This is a genomic window from Motilimonas cestriensis (genome assembly GCF_021295315.1).
Classification (GTDB): domain Bacteria; phylum Pseudomonadota; class Gammaproteobacteria; order Enterobacterales; family CBDFNC01; genus Motilimonas; species Motilimonas cestriensis.
In genome coordinates this window covers 33,357-51,617 of the sequence record NZ_JAIMJA010000013.1, presented here as the reverse complement: position 1 = coordinate 51,617, position 18,261 = coordinate 33,357, and the positions used below count along the sequence as shown (strand labels likewise).

Annotated in this window: 15 protein-coding genes; 6 read left to right on the top strand and 9 right to left on the bottom strand. The window is 44.7% G+C overall.

Annotation, left to right across the window (positions count from 1 at the left end; genetic code table 11):
• Window positions 1-23 precede the first annotated feature (23 nt).
• Window positions 24-1,391 (top strand): L-serine ammonia-lyase, encoded by a 1,368-nt coding sequence (locus K6Y31_RS13405; RefSeq protein WP_233053463.1) that lies wholly within the window; start codon window positions 24-26, stop codon window positions 1,389-1,391.
• A 129-nt stretch (window positions 1,392-1,520) separates the two neighbouring features.
• On the opposite strand, the gene K6Y31_RS13400 is transcribed toward K6Y31_RS13405, so the two are convergent.
• A complete protein-coding gene (locus tag K6Y31_RS13400; RefSeq protein WP_233053462.1) occupies window positions 1,521-5,132 on the bottom strand; it encodes an ATP-binding protein in 3,612 nt (1,203 codons plus the stop codon).
• Window positions 5,133-5,192: 60 nt separating this feature from the next.
• On the bottom strand, window positions 5,193-5,789 hold the full coding sequence (locus K6Y31_RS13395) for a response regulator (RefSeq protein ID WP_233053461.1): 597 nt from the start codon (window positions 5,787-5,789) through the stop codon (window positions 5,193-5,195).
• Between the two features lie 217 nt (window positions 5,790-6,006).
• On the opposite strand from K6Y31_RS13395, the gene K6Y31_RS13390 reads away from it, so the two are divergent.
• Window positions 6,007-7,218 carry a pyridoxal-phosphate-dependent aminotransferase family protein gene (locus tag K6Y31_RS13390; RefSeq protein WP_233053460.1) on the top strand — a complete coding sequence of 404 codons (1,212 nt, stop codon included), beginning with the start codon at window positions 6,007-6,009 and terminating at the stop codon, window positions 7,216-7,218.
• Between the two features lie 47 nt (window positions 7,219-7,265).
• Here the strand turns inward: K6Y31_RS13390 and K6Y31_RS13385 are convergent, their stop codons facing one another.
• The 5 genes from K6Y31_RS13385 to K6Y31_RS13365 all read right to left on the bottom strand — a co-directional run bounded on the left by K6Y31_RS13385 (window position 7,266) and on the right by K6Y31_RS13365 (window position 10,196).
• Window positions 7,266-7,646: a hypothetical protein gene (locus K6Y31_RS13385; protein WP_233053459.1), complete on the bottom strand. Its 381-nt coding sequence runs from the start codon at window positions 7,644-7,646 to the stop codon at window positions 7,266-7,268.
• 550 nt (window positions 7,647-8,196) lie between these two features.
• Complete coding sequence (locus tag K6Y31_RS13380) at window positions 8,197-8,487, bottom strand: hypothetical protein (protein WP_233053458.1); 291 nt, start codon at window positions 8,485-8,487, stop codon at window positions 8,197-8,199.
• A gap of 74 nt (window positions 8,488-8,561) precedes the next feature.
• A complete protein-coding gene (locus tag K6Y31_RS13375; RefSeq protein ID WP_233053457.1) occupies window positions 8,562-9,095 on the bottom strand; it encodes a DUF308 domain-containing protein in 534 nt (177 codons plus the stop codon).
• Window positions 9,096-9,104: 9 nt separating this feature from the next.
• On the bottom strand, window positions 9,105-9,602 hold the full coding sequence (locus K6Y31_RS13370) for a hypothetical protein (protein WP_233053456.1): 498 nt from the start codon (window positions 9,600-9,602) through the stop codon (window positions 9,105-9,107).
• A 72-nt stretch (window positions 9,603-9,674) separates the two neighbouring features.
• Window positions 9,675-10,196, bottom strand: a complete 522-nt coding sequence (locus K6Y31_RS13365) for a hypothetical protein (protein ID WP_233053455.1) — start codon at window positions 10,194-10,196, stop codon at window positions 9,675-9,677.
• Between the two features lie 252 nt (window positions 10,197-10,448).
• Here K6Y31_RS13365 and K6Y31_RS13360 point away from each other — a divergent pair, with 252 nt between their 5' ends.
• The 4 genes from K6Y31_RS13360 to K6Y31_RS13345 all read left to right on the top strand — a co-directional run bounded on the left by K6Y31_RS13360 (window position 10,449) and on the right by K6Y31_RS13345 (window position 16,731).
• A complete protein-coding gene (locus K6Y31_RS13360; protein WP_233053454.1) occupies window positions 10,449-11,237 on the top strand; it encodes a substrate-binding periplasmic protein in 789 nt (262 codons plus the stop codon).
• A gap of 244 nt (window positions 11,238-11,481) precedes the next feature.
• Window positions 11,482-12,567, top strand: a complete 1,086-nt coding sequence (locus K6Y31_RS13355) for an efflux RND transporter periplasmic adaptor subunit (protein WP_233053453.1) — start codon at window positions 11,482-11,484, stop codon at window positions 12,565-12,567.
• 1 nt (window position 12,568) lies between these two features.
• Window positions 12,569-13,648, top strand: coding sequence for an efflux RND transporter periplasmic adaptor subunit (locus K6Y31_RS13350; protein ID WP_233053452.1), 1,080 nt, complete (start codon window positions 12,569-12,571; stop codon window positions 13,646-13,648).
• 8 nt (window positions 13,649-13,656) lie between these two features.
• Window positions 13,657-16,731, top strand: coding sequence for an efflux RND transporter permease subunit (locus K6Y31_RS13345; protein ID WP_233053541.1), 3,075 nt, complete (start codon window positions 13,657-13,659; stop codon window positions 16,729-16,731).
• A gap of 66 nt (window positions 16,732-16,797) precedes the next feature.
• Here K6Y31_RS13345 and K6Y31_RS13340 read toward each other — a convergent pair whose 3' ends face one another.
• Both K6Y31_RS13340 and K6Y31_RS13335 read right to left on the bottom strand, forming a co-directional pair.
• Complete coding sequence (locus K6Y31_RS13340; RefSeq protein ID WP_233053451.1) at window positions 16,798-17,151, bottom strand: EF-hand domain-containing protein; 354 nt, start codon at window positions 17,149-17,151, stop codon at window positions 16,798-16,800.
• 142 nt (window positions 17,152-17,293) lie between these two features.
• Window positions 17,294-18,223, bottom strand: coding sequence for an endonuclease/exonuclease/phosphatase family protein (locus K6Y31_RS13335; protein ID WP_233053450.1), 930 nt, complete (start codon window positions 18,221-18,223; stop codon window positions 17,294-17,296).
• Window positions 18,224-18,261: the final 38 nt, after the last annotated feature.

Sequence of the window (18,261 nt, the reverse complement as noted above, 5' to 3'; positions counted from 1 at the left end):
CCAAATTAGTAAAGGAACGCATTATGTATAGCGCATTCGATATCTTTAAAATTGGCATTGGTCCATCAAGTTCACATACTGTCGGCCCAATGAAAGCCGCCAAGCAGTTTGTGGATGATTTAATTGAAAAAGAAATAATCAAAGATATCACCGCCATCACCGTTGACGTACACGGGTCGTTAGCCCTAACGGGTAAAGGCCATAATACTGATACAGCCATCATCTTAGGCCTTGGCGGGTTTAGCCCAGATAATGTTGACTTAGATGCCATTCCTGATTTTCTTGAACGCGTCGCAACCACTGAGCTATTGCCAATTGGCTTACATTGTCAAACGGTGAGCTTTAAAAATGACGCGCTGAGTTTTATTAGCCAAGCCTTACCTTTACATGAAAACGGCATGAAAATTCATGCTTTTAAAGGTGATGAGCTCGCATACAGCAAAACCTATTACTCCGTTGGCGGGGGCTTTATCGTAGATGAAGAGAGCTTTGGTAAAGATTTAATCAGTGATGTGACTGTTCCCTACCCATTTGATTCTGCGGCACAACTTATCGAACAATGTGTACAACATGGTTTGAGTATTAGCACTTTAATGATGCGTAACGAACTGCACTTGCGCGATCGTGAAAGTATCGTGACGGCGTTTGGTAAGATTTGGCTGACGATGAAAGAAGGTATCGACCGCGGTTGTCGTACCGAAGGCGTACTGGCAGGACCATTGCGCGTGCCACGCCGAGCCCCCGCTTTGTTTCACATGCTGTCGACCTCGGGCAATCACAATGTCGACCCGATGATTATAATGGATTGGGTAAATATGTTTGCTTTAGCCGTCAGTGAAGAAAACGCTGCTGGCGGACGTGTTGTCACTGCGCCGACTAATGGCGCGGCAGGTATTATCCCTGCGGTGTTGTCTTACTACGACAAATTTATTGAACCCGTTGGCACCGAGCAATACACGCGCTTTTTCTTAGCTTGTGCCGCGGTGGGTATTTTATATAAACGTAACGCATCCATTTCAGGGGCGGAAGTAGGCTGCCAAGGCGAAGTGGGCGTGTCTTGCTCAATGGCTGCAGCGGGGCTAACTGAACTTATGGGCGGCAGCCCAATGCAAGTGACGGCAGCTGCTGAAATTGCCATGGAACACCACTTGGGCCTAACTTGTGACCCCGTTGCGGGACAAGTACAAGTGCCTTGTATTGAACGTAATGCCATTTCATCAATGAAAGCAGTGAACGCTTCACGCATGGCACTGCGCAGAAATTCTGAAGCCCGCGTCTCGTTAGACAAAGTAATTGAGACGATGTACGAAACCGGTAAAGACATGAACTCAAAATATCGCGAAACCTCTCAAGGCGGATTAGCGATCAAAATTGCGTTTACTTGTACCTAAACTTGTATCGTTTATGATTATCCATCTGCGTTCTCAGTAATGAGAACGCAGAGCCTATAGCGTATTCGTGCGCAGCTTAACGACCAACTCATATAACACTTACCTCGCCATTACCTAACTACTCTTTAATTATGCCGATACTGGGGTAAACAAGTCAGCCAAAGTGCGCATAAACTTAGCCGATGAGAATGGCTTTTCTACCGTGGCAATAAATACCTGATCATCGCCACCGTAGTGAGACATATCATCACCACTAATAGCCACGACGGGCACTAAGGCGTTGTGCTGAGTAATATGTTGCGCCAACTCTAACCCGGTCATTTTAGGCATCATCACATCCGTGACCACCAAATCAAAAGAATGAGGCTCAGCCATAAAGGCCGCCAGCGCAGATTGGCCATCTTTATATGAACTAACACTGACTTCTGCCGCGGTTAATAAATCCGTTAAAAACTCTAAAATGCTCGATTCATCATCCACCAACAACACTCGTTTATTACGTAAACTGGGGTATTTAGTTACACTCGACACCGGAATTTCAATCGGCACCACTAAGTTCTTGCTAACAGGGAAATATACTTGGAATAAACTGCCTTGACCTGGGCTACTCGTCACTTGAATATGGCCGCCCAAATTATGCACTAAACCGTGGATCACCGATAATCCCATGCCGGTGCCTTTGCCCACTTCCTTGGTCGTATAGAATGGCGAGAAAATATTTCGCACTACCGCCTCTTCCATACCTGAGCCATGGTCAGCCACCGATAACACCAAAAACTCACCTTGAAATTCACTGCGACAGGAGCGGCATTCCTGTAAACCAGAGTCGGTTACGTGGTCAAGATTAACCTTAATCGTGCCTTCACCATTCATCGCATCACGGGCATTAATTACCAAATTCATCAATACTTGATGGAACTCGGTCGGAGTGATTGCGACCGTTTGATTGGCGTTATAACCCACCTCAAATTCAAGATTAATTTCTTTGCTCAAGGTTGCGTTAAGCATACGACACCCTTCTTTAAGAGCCATGGCTAACGTTAACGGCACCGCCGCTTGGTGGAACTGCTCATTGGGTCGACTAAACGCCAGCATTTGTGCCACCAAATCTTGCGCCCGCTTACCCGCGGTAATCACCTGCTTGAGGTAATCGCCAACTTTTTCATCTTCTAAGCTAACTCGCATCAGCGACAGCTCGGTAAAACCTAAAATACTGGCAAGTATATTGTTAAAATCATGTGCGACACCGGCAGTTAGCTGGCCAATAGCTTCCATTTTTTGCGTTTGCATCAATTGCAATTCAAGCTGCCGCTTACTGGCCGCTGTCTGCTGATGCTCTATCGCCAAAGAAAGGTCGAGCCCTAACTGATTAAATATAAGCTCATCATCTTGATCAAAATAGTAAGATTTAGAGCCATAAACGCAAATTACTTGGGTCACGTGTTCATTGCGTAGGATGGGTACTACCATCAGCGACTTCAGTCCCATCATCACTAACTGATGGTTGGCCGATGAAGGCATTTGCTCTGCTAAATTATCAAGCCGCTGTACATGCTGCGATCGCACTGCGGCGCGATAAATACTTAAATCATCAAGACAATTCTCTTCAATAAAAGCATCTATTTGCTCAATTTGGCTAAACGCAGCGATCAAGGTCAGTTCTGACACAGCATCATCTTTTACCTGCCCAGCCCAAACTAACGGGAAGTTCAGTTTTTTGGCTAAAATTTGGCAGATGTCTAACAACAACTGCGACTCATCTTCTTGCATCACTAAAATTCGGTGTACTTCATTTAGCGCATCAAGAATATTCACTTTTTTCTGCAGTGTGGTCTTCGCTTGCATCAATTCAGTTACATCCGTTGCCACTTCTAAGGTCATTTCTTGGCTGCTATTGATTTGATGATAAGGCGCACAAACCACCTCATGAAAGCGTAATAAACCTTCTTTATCAACACTCTTTCTTATCTCGCGCAAGGTTTCACCTTGGCGAACTTTTTCCGCCAGCACCACAGATTGTGCGGTTAACTGGCTAACCTGCTGCTCAGTAAGTTGATGACGGAACTGACGTGCGGCCAAATTTTCAAGCTGGATTTTGTGCTGTTGGTTACGAATACTAACCATATGAGGTACGTTATCGAGCAGCTGGCGTAAGGACGTATCCGATGCCCGTAGTTGTTTGTCTTGAGCTTTATACTGCATTTCTAACTCAACTCGACGCGCAGCGATACGTAACAGGTCCAGAGCCGTCGTCGATTCATATTTTTTATAATGCATCGCACATAAAGCCGCAGACACAGCACCTTTCTCATCATGTAACGGCATGGCCAGAAAAGTTTTAATATGGTGCTCTTTAATAAAAGGGTCGCTGGCAAAGGCTTGGTTGATCTTCTCCCCCATCACCAGAATTTCACCTTGATGAAACAACTCATATAGCGGACTAAAAGCTAACTCTGATTGACCCGCAAACTGCTGCCCCTGACAACCTGATAATAAGTACAAGCGCTCACTACCTGCTTCACGACGCAAAATATAAACCCAAGGCATCTTAAGGGCGTTAGCAACACTATTACAGATATGTTGTAAGGGATCGGCAGTCGCAGCAACGTCAGACAAGGTGGCAATTGCCGTTTCCAAATATTGTTTCGCCGAGGTGTCTTGTAAGCAGACAAGGTACTGCGGATTTGGTGCATCTAAACGACTTATCTTACCCGTAATGTGCACGATAGATGAATCGAACATAAAGGTTAACTGATCAGCAAAGTCGAGCGCCAAACCATCCTGCTGTACGCGCTTAAGCACCCCCGCTAGCTGCCTAGCGTGACCAGGAAATTGCGAGAGATGACAGCCCAATAGCGATGTTTCGCTGCCTTGAAACAAGCGGCAAGCCGCCGGGTTTAGCGCTAATACATGGCCTTTTTCATTGAGTAAAATAACGCCATCGGCAATGGCTGAAAAAATGGCTAAGTGTTGCTTCAACTGCTCTTGAACCTGTTGCCGAGCTTTAGTTTGTCGGTGATGAATATTATTAAATAAGCGTGTAATGCGCCTAATTTGCGCCACGCCTTGCTCATCAAGCTGCAATCGTTCTTTACTTCTACCATGGCTTTGCAAGGCATAAGATAAACGCCTTAACGGCATTAAAGTGGCGCGGTAAAACCATGCAATAAATGCCAATGCCAGTATTAATAAAACAATCGAGGTGCTGTTAACAGAGAGCTTGGCATATTGCCAAAAAGGCGACTCGGGTTCGAGAAACTCATATTCAAAATAGATCCGAACCTCACTTAACGGGCCGCTAAACGGCAAATCATAAGCCTTAGTGTAGAAAAGTAAGCTTTCATCCTCACTCAATAAAAACTGTTTTCTAAAATATAAATTGCTAGATAAGGCGAGATTAGGAATATATTCAATCAACTGAATCGCATCATTATTTAACCAAATGCTGTTATTGGCAAAAATAACCTTATTTTTTGTATTTAAAATAATGATTTTTTTCAGCCCCTTGAGGGACATAGCAGAAACAATCGCTTGCTTTACTTGGCTGGGGTCGTCATAAGCATAAGCGGTTAAGGCTCGTTCAATATCGACACTTTGCTCTTCTAACAGCCCGATGGTGTGATAGTAACTCGCTTGATAATCTCGATTGACATTTGAGAGTAGTACCCCCTGAAAAACAAGGGTAATAGCCATGATAAAAATCACCATGGCTACCCAATGTAGATTGTTTAATTTAGACATGATATTGCCTCAAACTCGGCGTTATTTAATATGCCGGCTTGTTTGGCCTATACGACATGATTAGGCGGTTTTTTTGCTGTTACACTGCGCGAGAATGTCACGTAAAAGCGCAAAGTCGATCGGTTTTTTCAAACACGTTTCTGCACCCGCATTCAGGATCCGAGTCACGTTGTGTTCAGAGCTAAAGCCCGTCATCGCGACGACTTTAATATTACGTGTCGCTGGGCTGCGTTTAATCCGCTCACAAACCTCAAAACCATTCATGCCTGGCATCATTAAATCTAATAAAATCAGATCTGGTTTTAATGTGTGTAGTAACTCACCGGCACGAAAACCGTCGGGGGCCAGATACACTTCAAATGTATCATCGTATGAGCTAATAAATTCTTGTAGCAAGTGCGCTAATTGCGAATCGTCTTCGACGATCATAATGCGACACGGGCCCGTACTTAAATCATCTAATGAAATGCCTGCGCTTTTTGCAAACTCGGCAACATCTTCAGGTAAATAGCGGCGATGGCCGCCGGGGGTGGTCTGACATTTAAGTTTGCCACTACTTGACCATTGGCGCACCGTGATCGGCGACACCTTAAATTTTTCCGCCACTTGCGTAGGCGTTAAATATGGTAATGATTCTGGTTTTTGCGAGTTTGCCATATTCGTCCCTGATTCAACCTCTTTACTACGAGTGAGTATAATGAAAATGGTAATTAGCCGCGAATACTCTTTAGTATATTTTCCGACATAAACCACAGTCTTTTTTATTTATATACCATATTAGCTATTTATTAGCTTAACCTACTTACTAATACCCGCTAAAATGCCAAAATTTTTCGTTTTTTAAGCTGACGCTTGCCATTTAAGGATCCGCGCCATGTATATCCAAGTGCCTAACATCGTTCCTTTGGACAATATATTACCCGATGAACCGTTATTGATGATGGGCGCGGGACCCGTTCCCATTCCGGCCAAAGTTGCCTCAGCGAACTCCATCGTGATTAATCACTTAGGTAACACCATGGCGCAAATTATAGAGCAAGTCAAAGCCATGGCGCGCTACGTGTTCCAAACTGAGTCACAACACATACTCGGCGTTGCAGGCCCCGGCTCAGCCGCGATGGAAATGGCCATTGTCAATCTGATCCAACCTGATGATAAAGTATTGAGTATTTGTAACGGCTTCTTCAGTTCACGTTTAGCAGAAATGGCGACGCGTTCCCACGCAAATGTACAACGTTACACTGTACCCAACGGTGAATTTGCGAATGTTGAAGAAGTGGCACGCCTACTCAATGAGTTTCAGCCTAAAGTCTTAACCATAGTCCAAGGTGAAACCTCAAACACCGTTTTTAATCGCTCACTTCCTGAAATTTGTGCGCTGGCGAAAAAGCACCATTGTTTAGTGATTGTGGATGCGGTGTGTACCCTAAGTACCATGCCGTTGGAAATGGACAAATGGCACATCGATGCGGTGATCACCGGTGGCCAAAAAGGCTTATCCTCCATTCCCGGGGTATCGCTAGTGGCGTTTTCTGATCAAGCATGGCAAGTAATTAATGAGCGTGAAGACACACTAAGACACTGGTGTTTAGATGCAAAATTAGCCGACCAATTCTGGTATAAAAAGTCATACCATTATACTGCGCCCGTTTCGGGTATTTTGGCGCTGCATGAAGCGCTGCGGTTAGTTTGCAACGAAACCTTACCTAAGCGCTTTGAACGTCATTTAATATGCTCAGTTGCACTGCAAGCGAGTATTGAAGCAATGGGGCTGTCATTGTTTGTACCAAAGCCTGCACGGCTCAACTCAGTGGTCGGCATCAATATGCCCGATAATGTAAACTCAATGGAGTTACTGAATTTTATGTCAAGCCACTACAAGGTTGAGATTTCTGGTTCATTTGGCCCCAATATCGTACGTATTGGCCAAATGGGCGAGCAAAGTCGCGCCCATAACTTGTTCCGTACTGTGCATGCCTTTGGTTCGAGCATGAAAGCACTTGGTAAAGAAGTAGATTTGCCTAATGGCGTCGCTGCACTTGAGTCTAACTTGCAACCACTTAGTCAGTCTTTTAACGTTACTTAATTCTGGCTCGCAAACTTAGGCGTTTTGACGCCTAAGTTTGCAAAAGCTTAATTGCAATACATGCGCTCTTTATCAACCGCCTGTAAAGCCACGCGAGATTGACTGACACAACTGTGCTCAGCTTCTCGTGTTTCAACATCAACATGTTCTACCTTAGGAAAGGTGGCCGCTAACACCGCCAGCAAGGCGTTAGACAAACGCTTTTTTTCACCAAAATCATGGCGCGGCTCCACCACCACAGCAAGGTGTACAAAGCTCGCCAAGCGTCCACCCACCAAGTATTGGCTGTAGTCTTGACTGCGAATATGAATATCTTGACTAGCAAACAACTCACTCACCACCACTTCTTGATGCAGCTCCATTAATAATTTAGCGGAATCAAAGGTGTGGGTTAAATTATGTGAGTACTCGAGCACTAAATGAGGCACAGGGATCACTCCGATTGGTTAAGCCAAACTTCAACCATCATATGCTGCATGATGATCACGACACTTTTATTGCACAGTCCCTTGCTGAGATCATTTACTTACACGCAAATAACATCAATAAGTTAGCCAATTCCTCAGTTGTTACTGCGAATCATATCCAGTCATCATCGCCTAGAACTAGCTTACTTGCCCTATCTTTTGGGCTTATTCAAGCATAGGTGTATACCCAAGTTACCTCAAGATGCTTGTTCAGCGAGAATTTGTAGGCTGTTAGGCGCGACGCTGATTTGAGACATAGTTATTCTACGTTGAAAATCAGCAACAAAGCATAACAGCCTACAAAACTCGCCCTTTGGGAGCCGCTCATTATGTTCATTTTTTTCGTTAAAAAGCCTCGAAAGGGCTGACCATTCCTTCGTCTTTTTACCTCAAACTAAACAGAATGAGCGGCTCTGAATCCTGCATCTTGAGGTGTCTTGGGTATAAATGCCTATCTTTCTAGGTTATTTTTATTGCTGTTTACCGAAGAGGGAAGTAAGAAGCGCTAAAGCTAGGCATCGGTTTTAGAGGATTTTCCTGCCAAGCTATTTAATCTTGGTAGCTTTTCCCACGCTGGACGATTATTGTCGCCATAAGCTGTCGTTTCCAGACATTCGCCACAAGCTTGCAAGCACAGTTGCCAAATCGCTTGCTTAGAGCTGAAATTTAAGCAGCTGATCTCGGCGGCGCATAAATGCCCTTGGGCAAATAAACGCGCTAACACGGCTCGATCAAGCTCAATTTGCACTTTGGTATGCTTACCTGATTGCTCGGAATGAGAGGTGGATGAGGGATGTGCCATGAGCGATTCCTTGTTGCAGCAAAACAATGATTGATGCAACAAGGCTAATAGTAACAGTTATCATTTGCAATTATTTATAGACTACGCTGTTGCCCCGCTATCGCAATCCAAACATTGGCACCGGCAATAAGCATATTCAAGCCAAAAAACACGCCAATCAACCATGCTGCCCCATTGGCGCCAGACAAGATTAAAATCAAGCCTAACAGTGCTGTAATACCATGACGTAACTGCCACCAAAAAGAAGGGTTTACGATACGTCGCTCGGCGAACCAGCCTATTAGCCCAGAAAAAATTAAGCTAGCGCCAATAATAAAACCCGCCACCGAAAGGGTCAGCGCAGGCATGAATAGCAACAACGCACCTAATAACACAAAGAGTATTGGTACTAAATTACTGGTGTTCGTCACCCCTTTTTGACTTAAATAGCGGTTGTAAACAAAACCCAGTGCACCACAAGCCAATACCGCTCCACCTAATATCAAAACCGACAAAGTGGCAAAGAAAACCGGTAATACCATAGCTAAAGCGCCAATCACCATCATAATCAGCGCTGCGCTTTTGGCCTGACCATTTAATTCTTTAGGGATATTAGTATAGAGCTGCATGATATTTCCTTAATCGAGTGACAATTCACATTCGGTATCACTGACATCAATAACCAGTGACTTTTTACCGACATTCGCTGCTGTCTCCAACCATTCAAGGGGCACCACAAAAGCGTGACCATCTTTACCAAACATTCGCTCTTGCTGCTTTAATTGTTGTGGGTGCGTGTCTGGGTTAAAACCTTTGGCAAAACAAATCATGCCGCGCTCAATCGGAGAAACATCACCACCAACATTGTTAATGATATAGATACCATAAATGCCTTCGGCCATCAGAATCAGTTGCGGCTTAATTTTGTCTTGTACTATGTGTTGCCAATCAGGCCAAAATTCGCCGCCACTGAGTACGACTTCGCCCTCTGTTTGACCAGATTCATCCAATAACTCACCACCGGGATAACAAGCAGGATTCCATAAATCATCATAAGTTGGTGTAAGTTGAGAGGCTCGTTGCGCTTCGGCTAACATGGTTTGCAATAGGCTTAAGTCAAAAGAAATCTGGTTCATGGGACGCTCATTTAAACGGATAGAATGGCGTCATTATTGCAGAAAATAAGGGCTCAAACAGCCCATTTTTATTTAACGAAACAAATAATCAGTTTCTGTCGCTTTTTCTTCTGCTGGGTCGCTAAAACCGCGAAACAATGCAAAAAACAAGCAAAATAGAGCAAATAATATCACCAAGGTGGGCTGCCAATTATGGCCTATCGCCTCAATGGGTTTAATCAACGGATAACCATCAATCGATAGCGTTAAAATGGGCGGATAAAAAGCGCCGCAGAAAAAGGTAATGGGGTACCAGAGGCTAACATAAAAAAACAGCCGACCAGCATGTAAAAAGCCTATCAGCAAGCCTAAAATCGCACCAAACAATATACCGTATACACTGGCTGTTACTGTAACCACCAGCCAATACATCGCCTGTTCAGCAAGCACACCCGAAAACCATTGCCCTAACAGATTGAGCAGTGCTTTATTTGTGACTAACCATACCTGCACGTCTTGTACATAACTAATATTCAAAAAAGCATAACAATACGGTAAGGCGAAGCCTGTAACGGCTGCCATAAAAATTACCAATAAAGATCGAACAATAGCCATAACTACTCTCAGTGAGACGGATAACTCCATTGAAGCAGGTTTTGCAATTGAAAGCATGATTTGAAATTTTCAGGATCTGAAAGTGTGAGACAACACCCGAATTCACTCTCCGTCACCGCAGCAAAAACGAATCCTCACGAGTGAATTCATTTGAACAAAACGATGACCTGCACTAGCCTTTAAAGAGCCTTCTACAACTTTAAGGGCTTTAAACGACTGAGTCGTCATGCTGAGCAAGTGGATGAAGCCTTCATGTTTTTAACCCCAAAACAACTGTTCCTCATGACTCTGCTCGCCAGCATAACATCTGCGCAAGCGAGTATCATTTTACGCACCGACGCACAAGACTCACCGCCCAAATACTATATCAACGAAACTTCCGGCTTAATGAATGGCATCGGAATAGATACGATATTAGCCATTGAAGCCCTTGATCCCGATATAGATATCGTTGGCTATGAGCACTTTACTCCCTTTGCACGACTTTTTAACGAACTCGCCATTGGGCAGATTGACGTCTTTTTTGGCTTAATTCGCTCACCCAATCGACTTAAACAATATGTGTATATTGAGCCGCCAATCTACTACGTCAGTAATATTCTTATTTCACGCGCCGATGATCCTGCCAACGTCGCAACCATTGCACAACTGCGCGCCATGGAAGATGGCATCATTGGAATGCCGATGGGAATGGCGCAAGTACGAGAACTAAATATACTGGGCCTTAACGTCGATAAGTCATCAAAAACCGTGGCACAAACCATTAGGAAAATGCTGCACGGCCGCGTGCGTTTTGTTTATGGCAGTGAAATTGAGCTACTGACAATGATTAAACAGCTAGGCGTCATGAACCAAATTAAAATCCAACCATTACAAGGAGATCTGTCTGGTCGCTATGTTGGATTTAGTCCCAAAGTACCGAAACAGGTAATTGATAGGATCCGTAAACGGATGGAGCAACTAGAAAGTAACGGCACCCTCCAGTCGATTTACCGCCATCACGTTTGGGGGGAATCAACACCGCTTTCAGATCAAGAGTAAAAAAACAGGACGTGTCCCAATATATACATCTATGATTATGCTTTGTAGTTCAGATACCAAACACGATAAACCATGTGTATTTATTGACATACAATAAATTAATCGTAAACAAGGTTCACTTATTCATAATTTTATTATGAAAAGCTTGGCATATTGTTACACTAATGCGGCTGCTGCTTTCTGTTACATTCCGAAATAAAAAGCCAGCCCTCAGCCATCATTTAGTTCAAAATGGAGAATCTTAATGATCACATCGGCCAACATTCGCTGTTTGATTGTTTGCGCCAGCATGCTGTTTCTATTTGCATGCAGCCAAGACAAGCAAGCCGAACAAAATAAGCCTGATATAAAACGCCCCGTCAAAGTCACTCAACTGACTTTAGTAAATGAAGCACTGACTAGAACATTACCCGGTGAAGTAACAGCAGCAAATCGCGCGGTGATGTCGTTTCAAGTTAATGGCGCCATTGCTGAGATCTTAGTTCGCCCAGGCCAAGAAGTTAAAACGGGTGATGTGTTAGCTAAGTTAGACAACGCATTGTACGAACAGCAAAGTGAAATTGCTAAGGCAGAATATAACCTCGCCAAAGTGCTCTATCAACGCGCCGAAGAACTGGTAAAACGCGGTGTAATTTCACGCAATGACTTTGATAAAAACAAACAAGATTTTACTGTTGCGCAAGCAGCGTTAGACCTCGCTAGCAACAACCTTGCTTACACCGAGCTTATTGCTCCCTACGACAGCATCGTATCGGCACGCTACAAAGAAGCATTTGAATATGTGCAAGCAAAAGAGCCCGTGTTGGCTATTCAAACAGAGTCACAAATAGACGTCAGCTTCCAACTACCAGAACAATACATTGGCATTTACCAAAACAGCCCTAACCAAGGTGATGTAGAAAAAATCAGCTATGGCCAAGTGAACGTCAAATTTGATAGTCGCGAACAGTGGTATCCCGCGCATATTACCGAACTAAGCACCTTAGCCGACAATACCACCGGCAGTTATACCGTAGTGCTGCGCTTACCAACCCCAGATAAGCTGAATGTATTTCCGGGCATGTCAGCGCTGGTCAGCATTAGCTTGCCAACGCAAGCCGAGAGCAAGCTACCCAAGCTACCAGCCAGTGCTGTGATCAACGAAAACGGCCAAACCTATGTATTTCGCTTGTTGGAAAATGAACAAAAAGTAGAAAAAGTAGCCGTTAACTTAGCCGAAGGACGTTTGGTCTCTGGCTTAACCGACGGTGATTTATTGGTTACCGCTGGCGCAAATGAATTAACGGACGGCCAAACTGCCGTACGCTGGATTAAGGAGCGAGGTCTTTAAAATGAATAAAAATCGCATCACGGCATTATTCTTACTCGCGTTACCTATCTTAGGATGTAAGGAAACCACCGTTACAGAAAAACCGTCACCGATCGTATCGGTTTACGAGTTGCCTAAGTCAGATAATAAAGTTGAGCGCGTATTCAACGCGATTGCACGCGCACAAGACTTAACCGCTTTATCATTTCGTGTTGATGGAAAAATAGCCAATATCTTGGTCACCAATGGCCAGCAAGTTAAACAAGGTGACCTACTTGCGGTACTCGACAAACGTGACTATCAGGCCACCCTTAATGACCGAAAGGCGCGGGTAAGTTCGACTTATAATCAGTATCAGCGCGCGCAAAAAATGCTCGATAAGCAACTGATGGCTCAGGCCGAGTACGATCAAATGCGCGCTCAATATCTGGTCGCTAAAGCGCAACATCGTAGCGCGGAGTTAGCGCTGGAATACACTGAGCTGCGTGCCCCCTTTAGTGGCGTAATTGGCGAAGTATTAGAAGACTCCTTTGTCAATATTCAACCGGGCAACGTAATACTCAGCATGCATAAAATTGAATATGTTGAGTTAGACGTGCAAGTGCCTGACTCACTCCTTGCAGTGTCGAAACGACAAGGAAACAGCAAGGAAAAACGCCAATACAAGGTCATTTTTGATGCTTATCCAGAACAAGCCTTTGTTGGCGAGCAATTAGAGGTTAACACCGAAAAGGACCCCGTCACTCGCAGCTTTATTGTGACGCTCAAGGTCCCTTTCGATAACAAATACCGCGTATTAGAAGGCATGCCAGCTCAAGTTGAAGCTGACCTAAATGATGTCACTTACACCTATAGCCGCGAACACTCGGTTCCACTGACTGCCGTTGCCATGCTAGATGGTGACCCGCTGGCACAGCAAATTGCCAGCGTGTGGGTTTACCAAACCGATAGCCAAACGGTCAGTAAGCGAGAAGTGACCCTCGGCGTGATCACCGGCCATATGATTGAAATAAAAGCAGGGCTCAATGATGGCGAAGTGATTATTGCCAGTGGTGTTAACCGCCTTACCGAAGGGCAGAAAGTTGAGCTGAGAAAAGGATAAGCATGAAGATGAACATTGCAGGCTATTTTATTAAAAACACCGTCATCAGTTGGATGTTTATTCTTGTGCTGCTTATTGGTGGCAGTATCGCATTTACTGGCTTAGGTCAGTTAGAAGATCCACCGTTTACCATCAAAGACGCCGTGGTCGTCACCCTATATCCGGGGGCCACTTCCACCGAGGTGGAGGAAGAAGTCACCTACCCGATCGAAAAAGCGATTTTGGCACTGCCATACGTCGACAAAATCAAATCACTTAGCACCTCTGGTATGTCACAAATTACGGTGACCATGAGAAACACCTACGGTCCAGATGAGCTGCCACAAATTTGGGATGAGCTAAGACGTAAAGTCGGCGATATAAGTGGCAAACTACCGCCCGGCGCAGGCAAGCCGATGGTCAATGATGACTTTGGTGACGTCTTTGGCATTATGCTGATGATCAGTGGCAAAGACTACAGCTATAAAGACTTATCTGATTACGTCGATTACGTTAGCCGTGAAATTGAACTAGTCCCCGGCGTCAGTAAAGTGTCTACCGCTGGCAAGCAAAACGAACAGGTTTTCATTGAAATATCCCTTAACAAACTCGCCAGTTCAAACATCGACCCTAACTTGATCATGGGGTTATTAAACTCTCAAAACATGGTCACCGATGCCGGTAATATTCGCATTGCCGGAGACAATATTCGCTTGCGTACCAGTGGTGCATTTAAATCAGTTAAAGAGCTAGAAGAACTGGTTATTCCTGGCACCTCGGGCAATAAACTTATCTACCTGAAAGATGTAGCGACCGTTACCCGAGGCTACCAAGATATCCCAACCAATCTGCTTAGCTTTAACCAGCATCAAGCAATTAACCTAGGCATTGCTTTTTCATCTGGTGTTAATGTGGTCGATGTTGGTAAAGCCGTTACCAACAAATTAGAAGAAATCGACTATGCTCGTCCTGCCGGTATGGTCATTGAAACCATGTACAGCCAGCCCACGGAAGTAGATAAGTCGGTGTCGAGTTTTGTCTGGAACTTGATTGCTGCCGTGGTCATCGTCGTCGGCGTGTTACTGTTCTTTATGGGCTTCAAAAGTGGCGTGTTAATTGGCATCATCTTATTCCTAACCTGTTTAGGCACCTTTATGTTGATGTTGCAGGCAGAAATTGAGCTGCAACGGATCTCATTAGGTGCTTTGATCATTGCCCTTGGTATGCTGGTTGATAACGCCATTGTCGTAGTGGAAGGTATTTTGATTGGCCGTCAACGCGGTCAAACTACCCTAGAAGCCGCGCAAGCAATTGTTAAACAAACTATTTGGCCACTGCTCGCGGCAACAGTGATCGCCATCGCGGCATTTGCACCTATCGGTTTATCGCCTGACTCAACTGGTGAATTTGCTGGTTCGCTATTCTGGGTGCTGCTATTTTCATTGTTTTTATCGTGGATCACCGCCATCACCATTACGCCTTTCTTGGCTAACCTATTTTTTAAAGATACCGAGGTGCAAGCGGCTGGAGCAGAACAAAAAGACCCTTACGGGGGAGCTTTCTTCACCATTTACAAAAAACTACTAGATGTTTGCCTGCGTTTTAAATGGACCAGTGTCATCTTAGTAGTCATTGCTTTTATTGGCTCTGTCGCTGGCTTTGGCTACGTGAAGCAGTCCTTTTTCCCACCGTCTACCACCCCTATCTTCTTGGTTGATGTGTGGCTACCAGAAGGCACGGATATTCGCCAAACCCAAGCAACGCTGGCGAAGATGGAAGCCGATGCGATGAAACTGGAAAACGTTGAATTTGTGACCACGACGGTAGGTAAAGGTTTCCAACGTTTCTTGCTAACTTATGCACCCGAGAAAAACTATGGCGCTTATGCTCAAATTGCGATCAGAACCACGGCATTTGAAACGCTACAAGACACCATGACAGCATTACGGGCACAACTGGAAAGCCACTATCCAGAGGCGCAATATAAATTTAAGCGCCTAGAAATTGGTCCATCAACTGACGCAAAAATAGAAGCGCGCATTGTTGGTGCCGATCCTGACGTATTGCGCCAAGTAGGTGCCGAGGTGATGGCAGTCTTGAACGCTACTCCGGGCACAGTGAACGTCAGACACAACTGGCGCGAACGGGTGAAATACATTGAACCTCAGTTCAATGAAACACAAGGTCGTCGCCTAGGGATTAGCAAAGAGGACGTAGATAAAACCTTAGCGTTTGCCTTCTCAGGCTTGCAGACCGGTCTATATCGTGAAGGCACATCACTACTGCCGATAATCAGTCGCTTGCCAAAAGAAGAGCGAATTAATGTTGAATCATTAGAGAGCTTGCGCACTTGGAGTCCAGCGCTCAATGCTTATGTGCCGATGCAACAAGTGGTTGATGGCTTTGAAGTTAAATTTGAAGACCCAATTATCCAACGTCTAGATCGTAAGCGAACACTGACTGTCTTTGCTGACGCAGACTTTGAATACGACCTACTGCCCGCGGCACTATTTGCTCAGGTAAAACCGCAAATAGAAGCGATCGAGCTGCCACCGGGCTATGAACTGCAATGGGGCGGTGAATATGAATCTTCACAAGATGCACAGGCGGCCTTATTTGCCACCTTGCCCCTGGGCTTCTTGTTTATGTTCTTAATCACGGTATTTCTATTTAACTCGGTACGTAAACCGCTGGTTATTTGGGCTTGCGTGCCACTGGCCTTAATCGGTATCACTTCCGGTTTGATTATTCTCGATAAGCCATTTAGCTTTATGGCACTACTGGGGATGTTAAGTTTGTCAGGGATGTTACTGAAGAACGGCATCGTATTATTGGATCAAATCAACATTGAGATTGAGGAAGGTAAAGAAGCATTCCAAGCGGTGTTTGATTCAACGGTCAGTCGGGTGCGACCAGTGTGTATGGCTGCTGTCACCACTATCTTAGGTATCCTACCTTTGATTACCGACGCTTTCTTTGAATCCATGGCCGCAGTGGTGATGTTCGGTCTAGGTGTTGCGACTATCTTAACCTTATTAATCGTGCCCGTTCTGTATATCCTTGTGTTTAAAATTAAATACAAAAGCTATACTGAATTTGCTTAAGCCATATTCAGACAAATAAAAAAAATGCCAGTCAGATGACTGGCATTTTTATTTAACTATTGCCGTTTACCAGTTACCGCGACAACCTTCACGATGTTCTAAAAACTCAGCTTCAGACATCATGCCATTGGCATCTTGGTCCAATACGTTAAACATATCTTGATCATCCATCATGCGCGCATTTCTACCTTTACCTGGACGATTAGCTTGACGCTCTTGCCTAAAAGCGGTGAACTCTTCTAAAGTCACGTCGCCGCTTTTGTTAAGATCTAATTCAGCGAACTCTGGTTGATACTGTCCCCCGCCATTCCCCATTCGCATGCAGCCACCTTGACCATAGCCCATCTGCGTCGCTGCAAAACTGGTGCCTGCTAACAACAAGGCAACCAAGCCTGCGGTGTAAATCCATGAAGCTTTCATTATTCTCTACTCTCTTTGATGGTGACGAGTTAAGTATACTCCATAGGGGGTATAAAACAGGGTTTAGCCACGTAAAGTTGTGTAAATAATGAACAACCCACCTAAGACAGTGAAATAAATGAAATAGTATTCAGAGGTGAGATTAGTGATGCAAACTAGTGAGCTTTACCACTACTGCAGCATGATCACTGGCTTGGCTGTGCTCATCAAAGTTGGAATGGGTTAAGTGACGATCGATACATTGATAACCCGTGACGAGACCGATTTGCTGGCCATAGTTAGAAGCAAATTCACCCGACAGCAAAATGTAATCGAGAATACGGCCATGCACGCCGTAATAATGGGTAGGCCTGCGTTCATCGGTGGTGGCATAAAGCGAATAACTGTCATGCATTGACCAATTTTTTTCGGTATCTAGCGCCTTTGGACTCGGCGTTGCAAAAGCCAGTGGCAGTGACCCCTGCGACAAGTCATCATTAAAATCACCAAATACAATCACCCCTTGCTTGGCTTGTTGCCGCTGTAACAAGATATCTTGCATTAAAAGTGTCATTTCTTGGGTACGCAATTGGTCGCTGGCCCAACGGCCCATATAATGCTCTAACTCGGTGGCACTGGCTTCCTTGGCTTTATCAAGCAATGAACGCTTAGATTTTAAATGCACCACATACAAACGCAGCGCACCAAAGCCGGTTAAATTTAGCTCAGTTATTAACGGTGGACGGCTGAACACATCAGCAGGAATATCTTTATGAGTCAGCTTTTTATCTAACGGATACTTACTCGCTAACGCTAAGCCGGGCTTGTAATAAACATGACTATCGTCAGCAATGGATGCTGGCGTAAATTCAAAATAAGCATAACCGAGATCAGCGCAAAGCTGGGCTAATTCCGCCGCAGAAAATACCTCTTGAAAGGCCACCACATCGGGATCGGCTTGCTCGATCGTTTGCGCGATCCAAGCCTGTTTTTTAAGCCACTGATCTGGCTCCAAAATATTGTCAATTTCGTAGGCGGCAGCAGGAGGCGCAACATAGTTATACAAATTTAACGTCATTAAAGTTAACTGCATCGCTGACTCCTTAGCTTAATTCTTAGCTCAACTCTTAA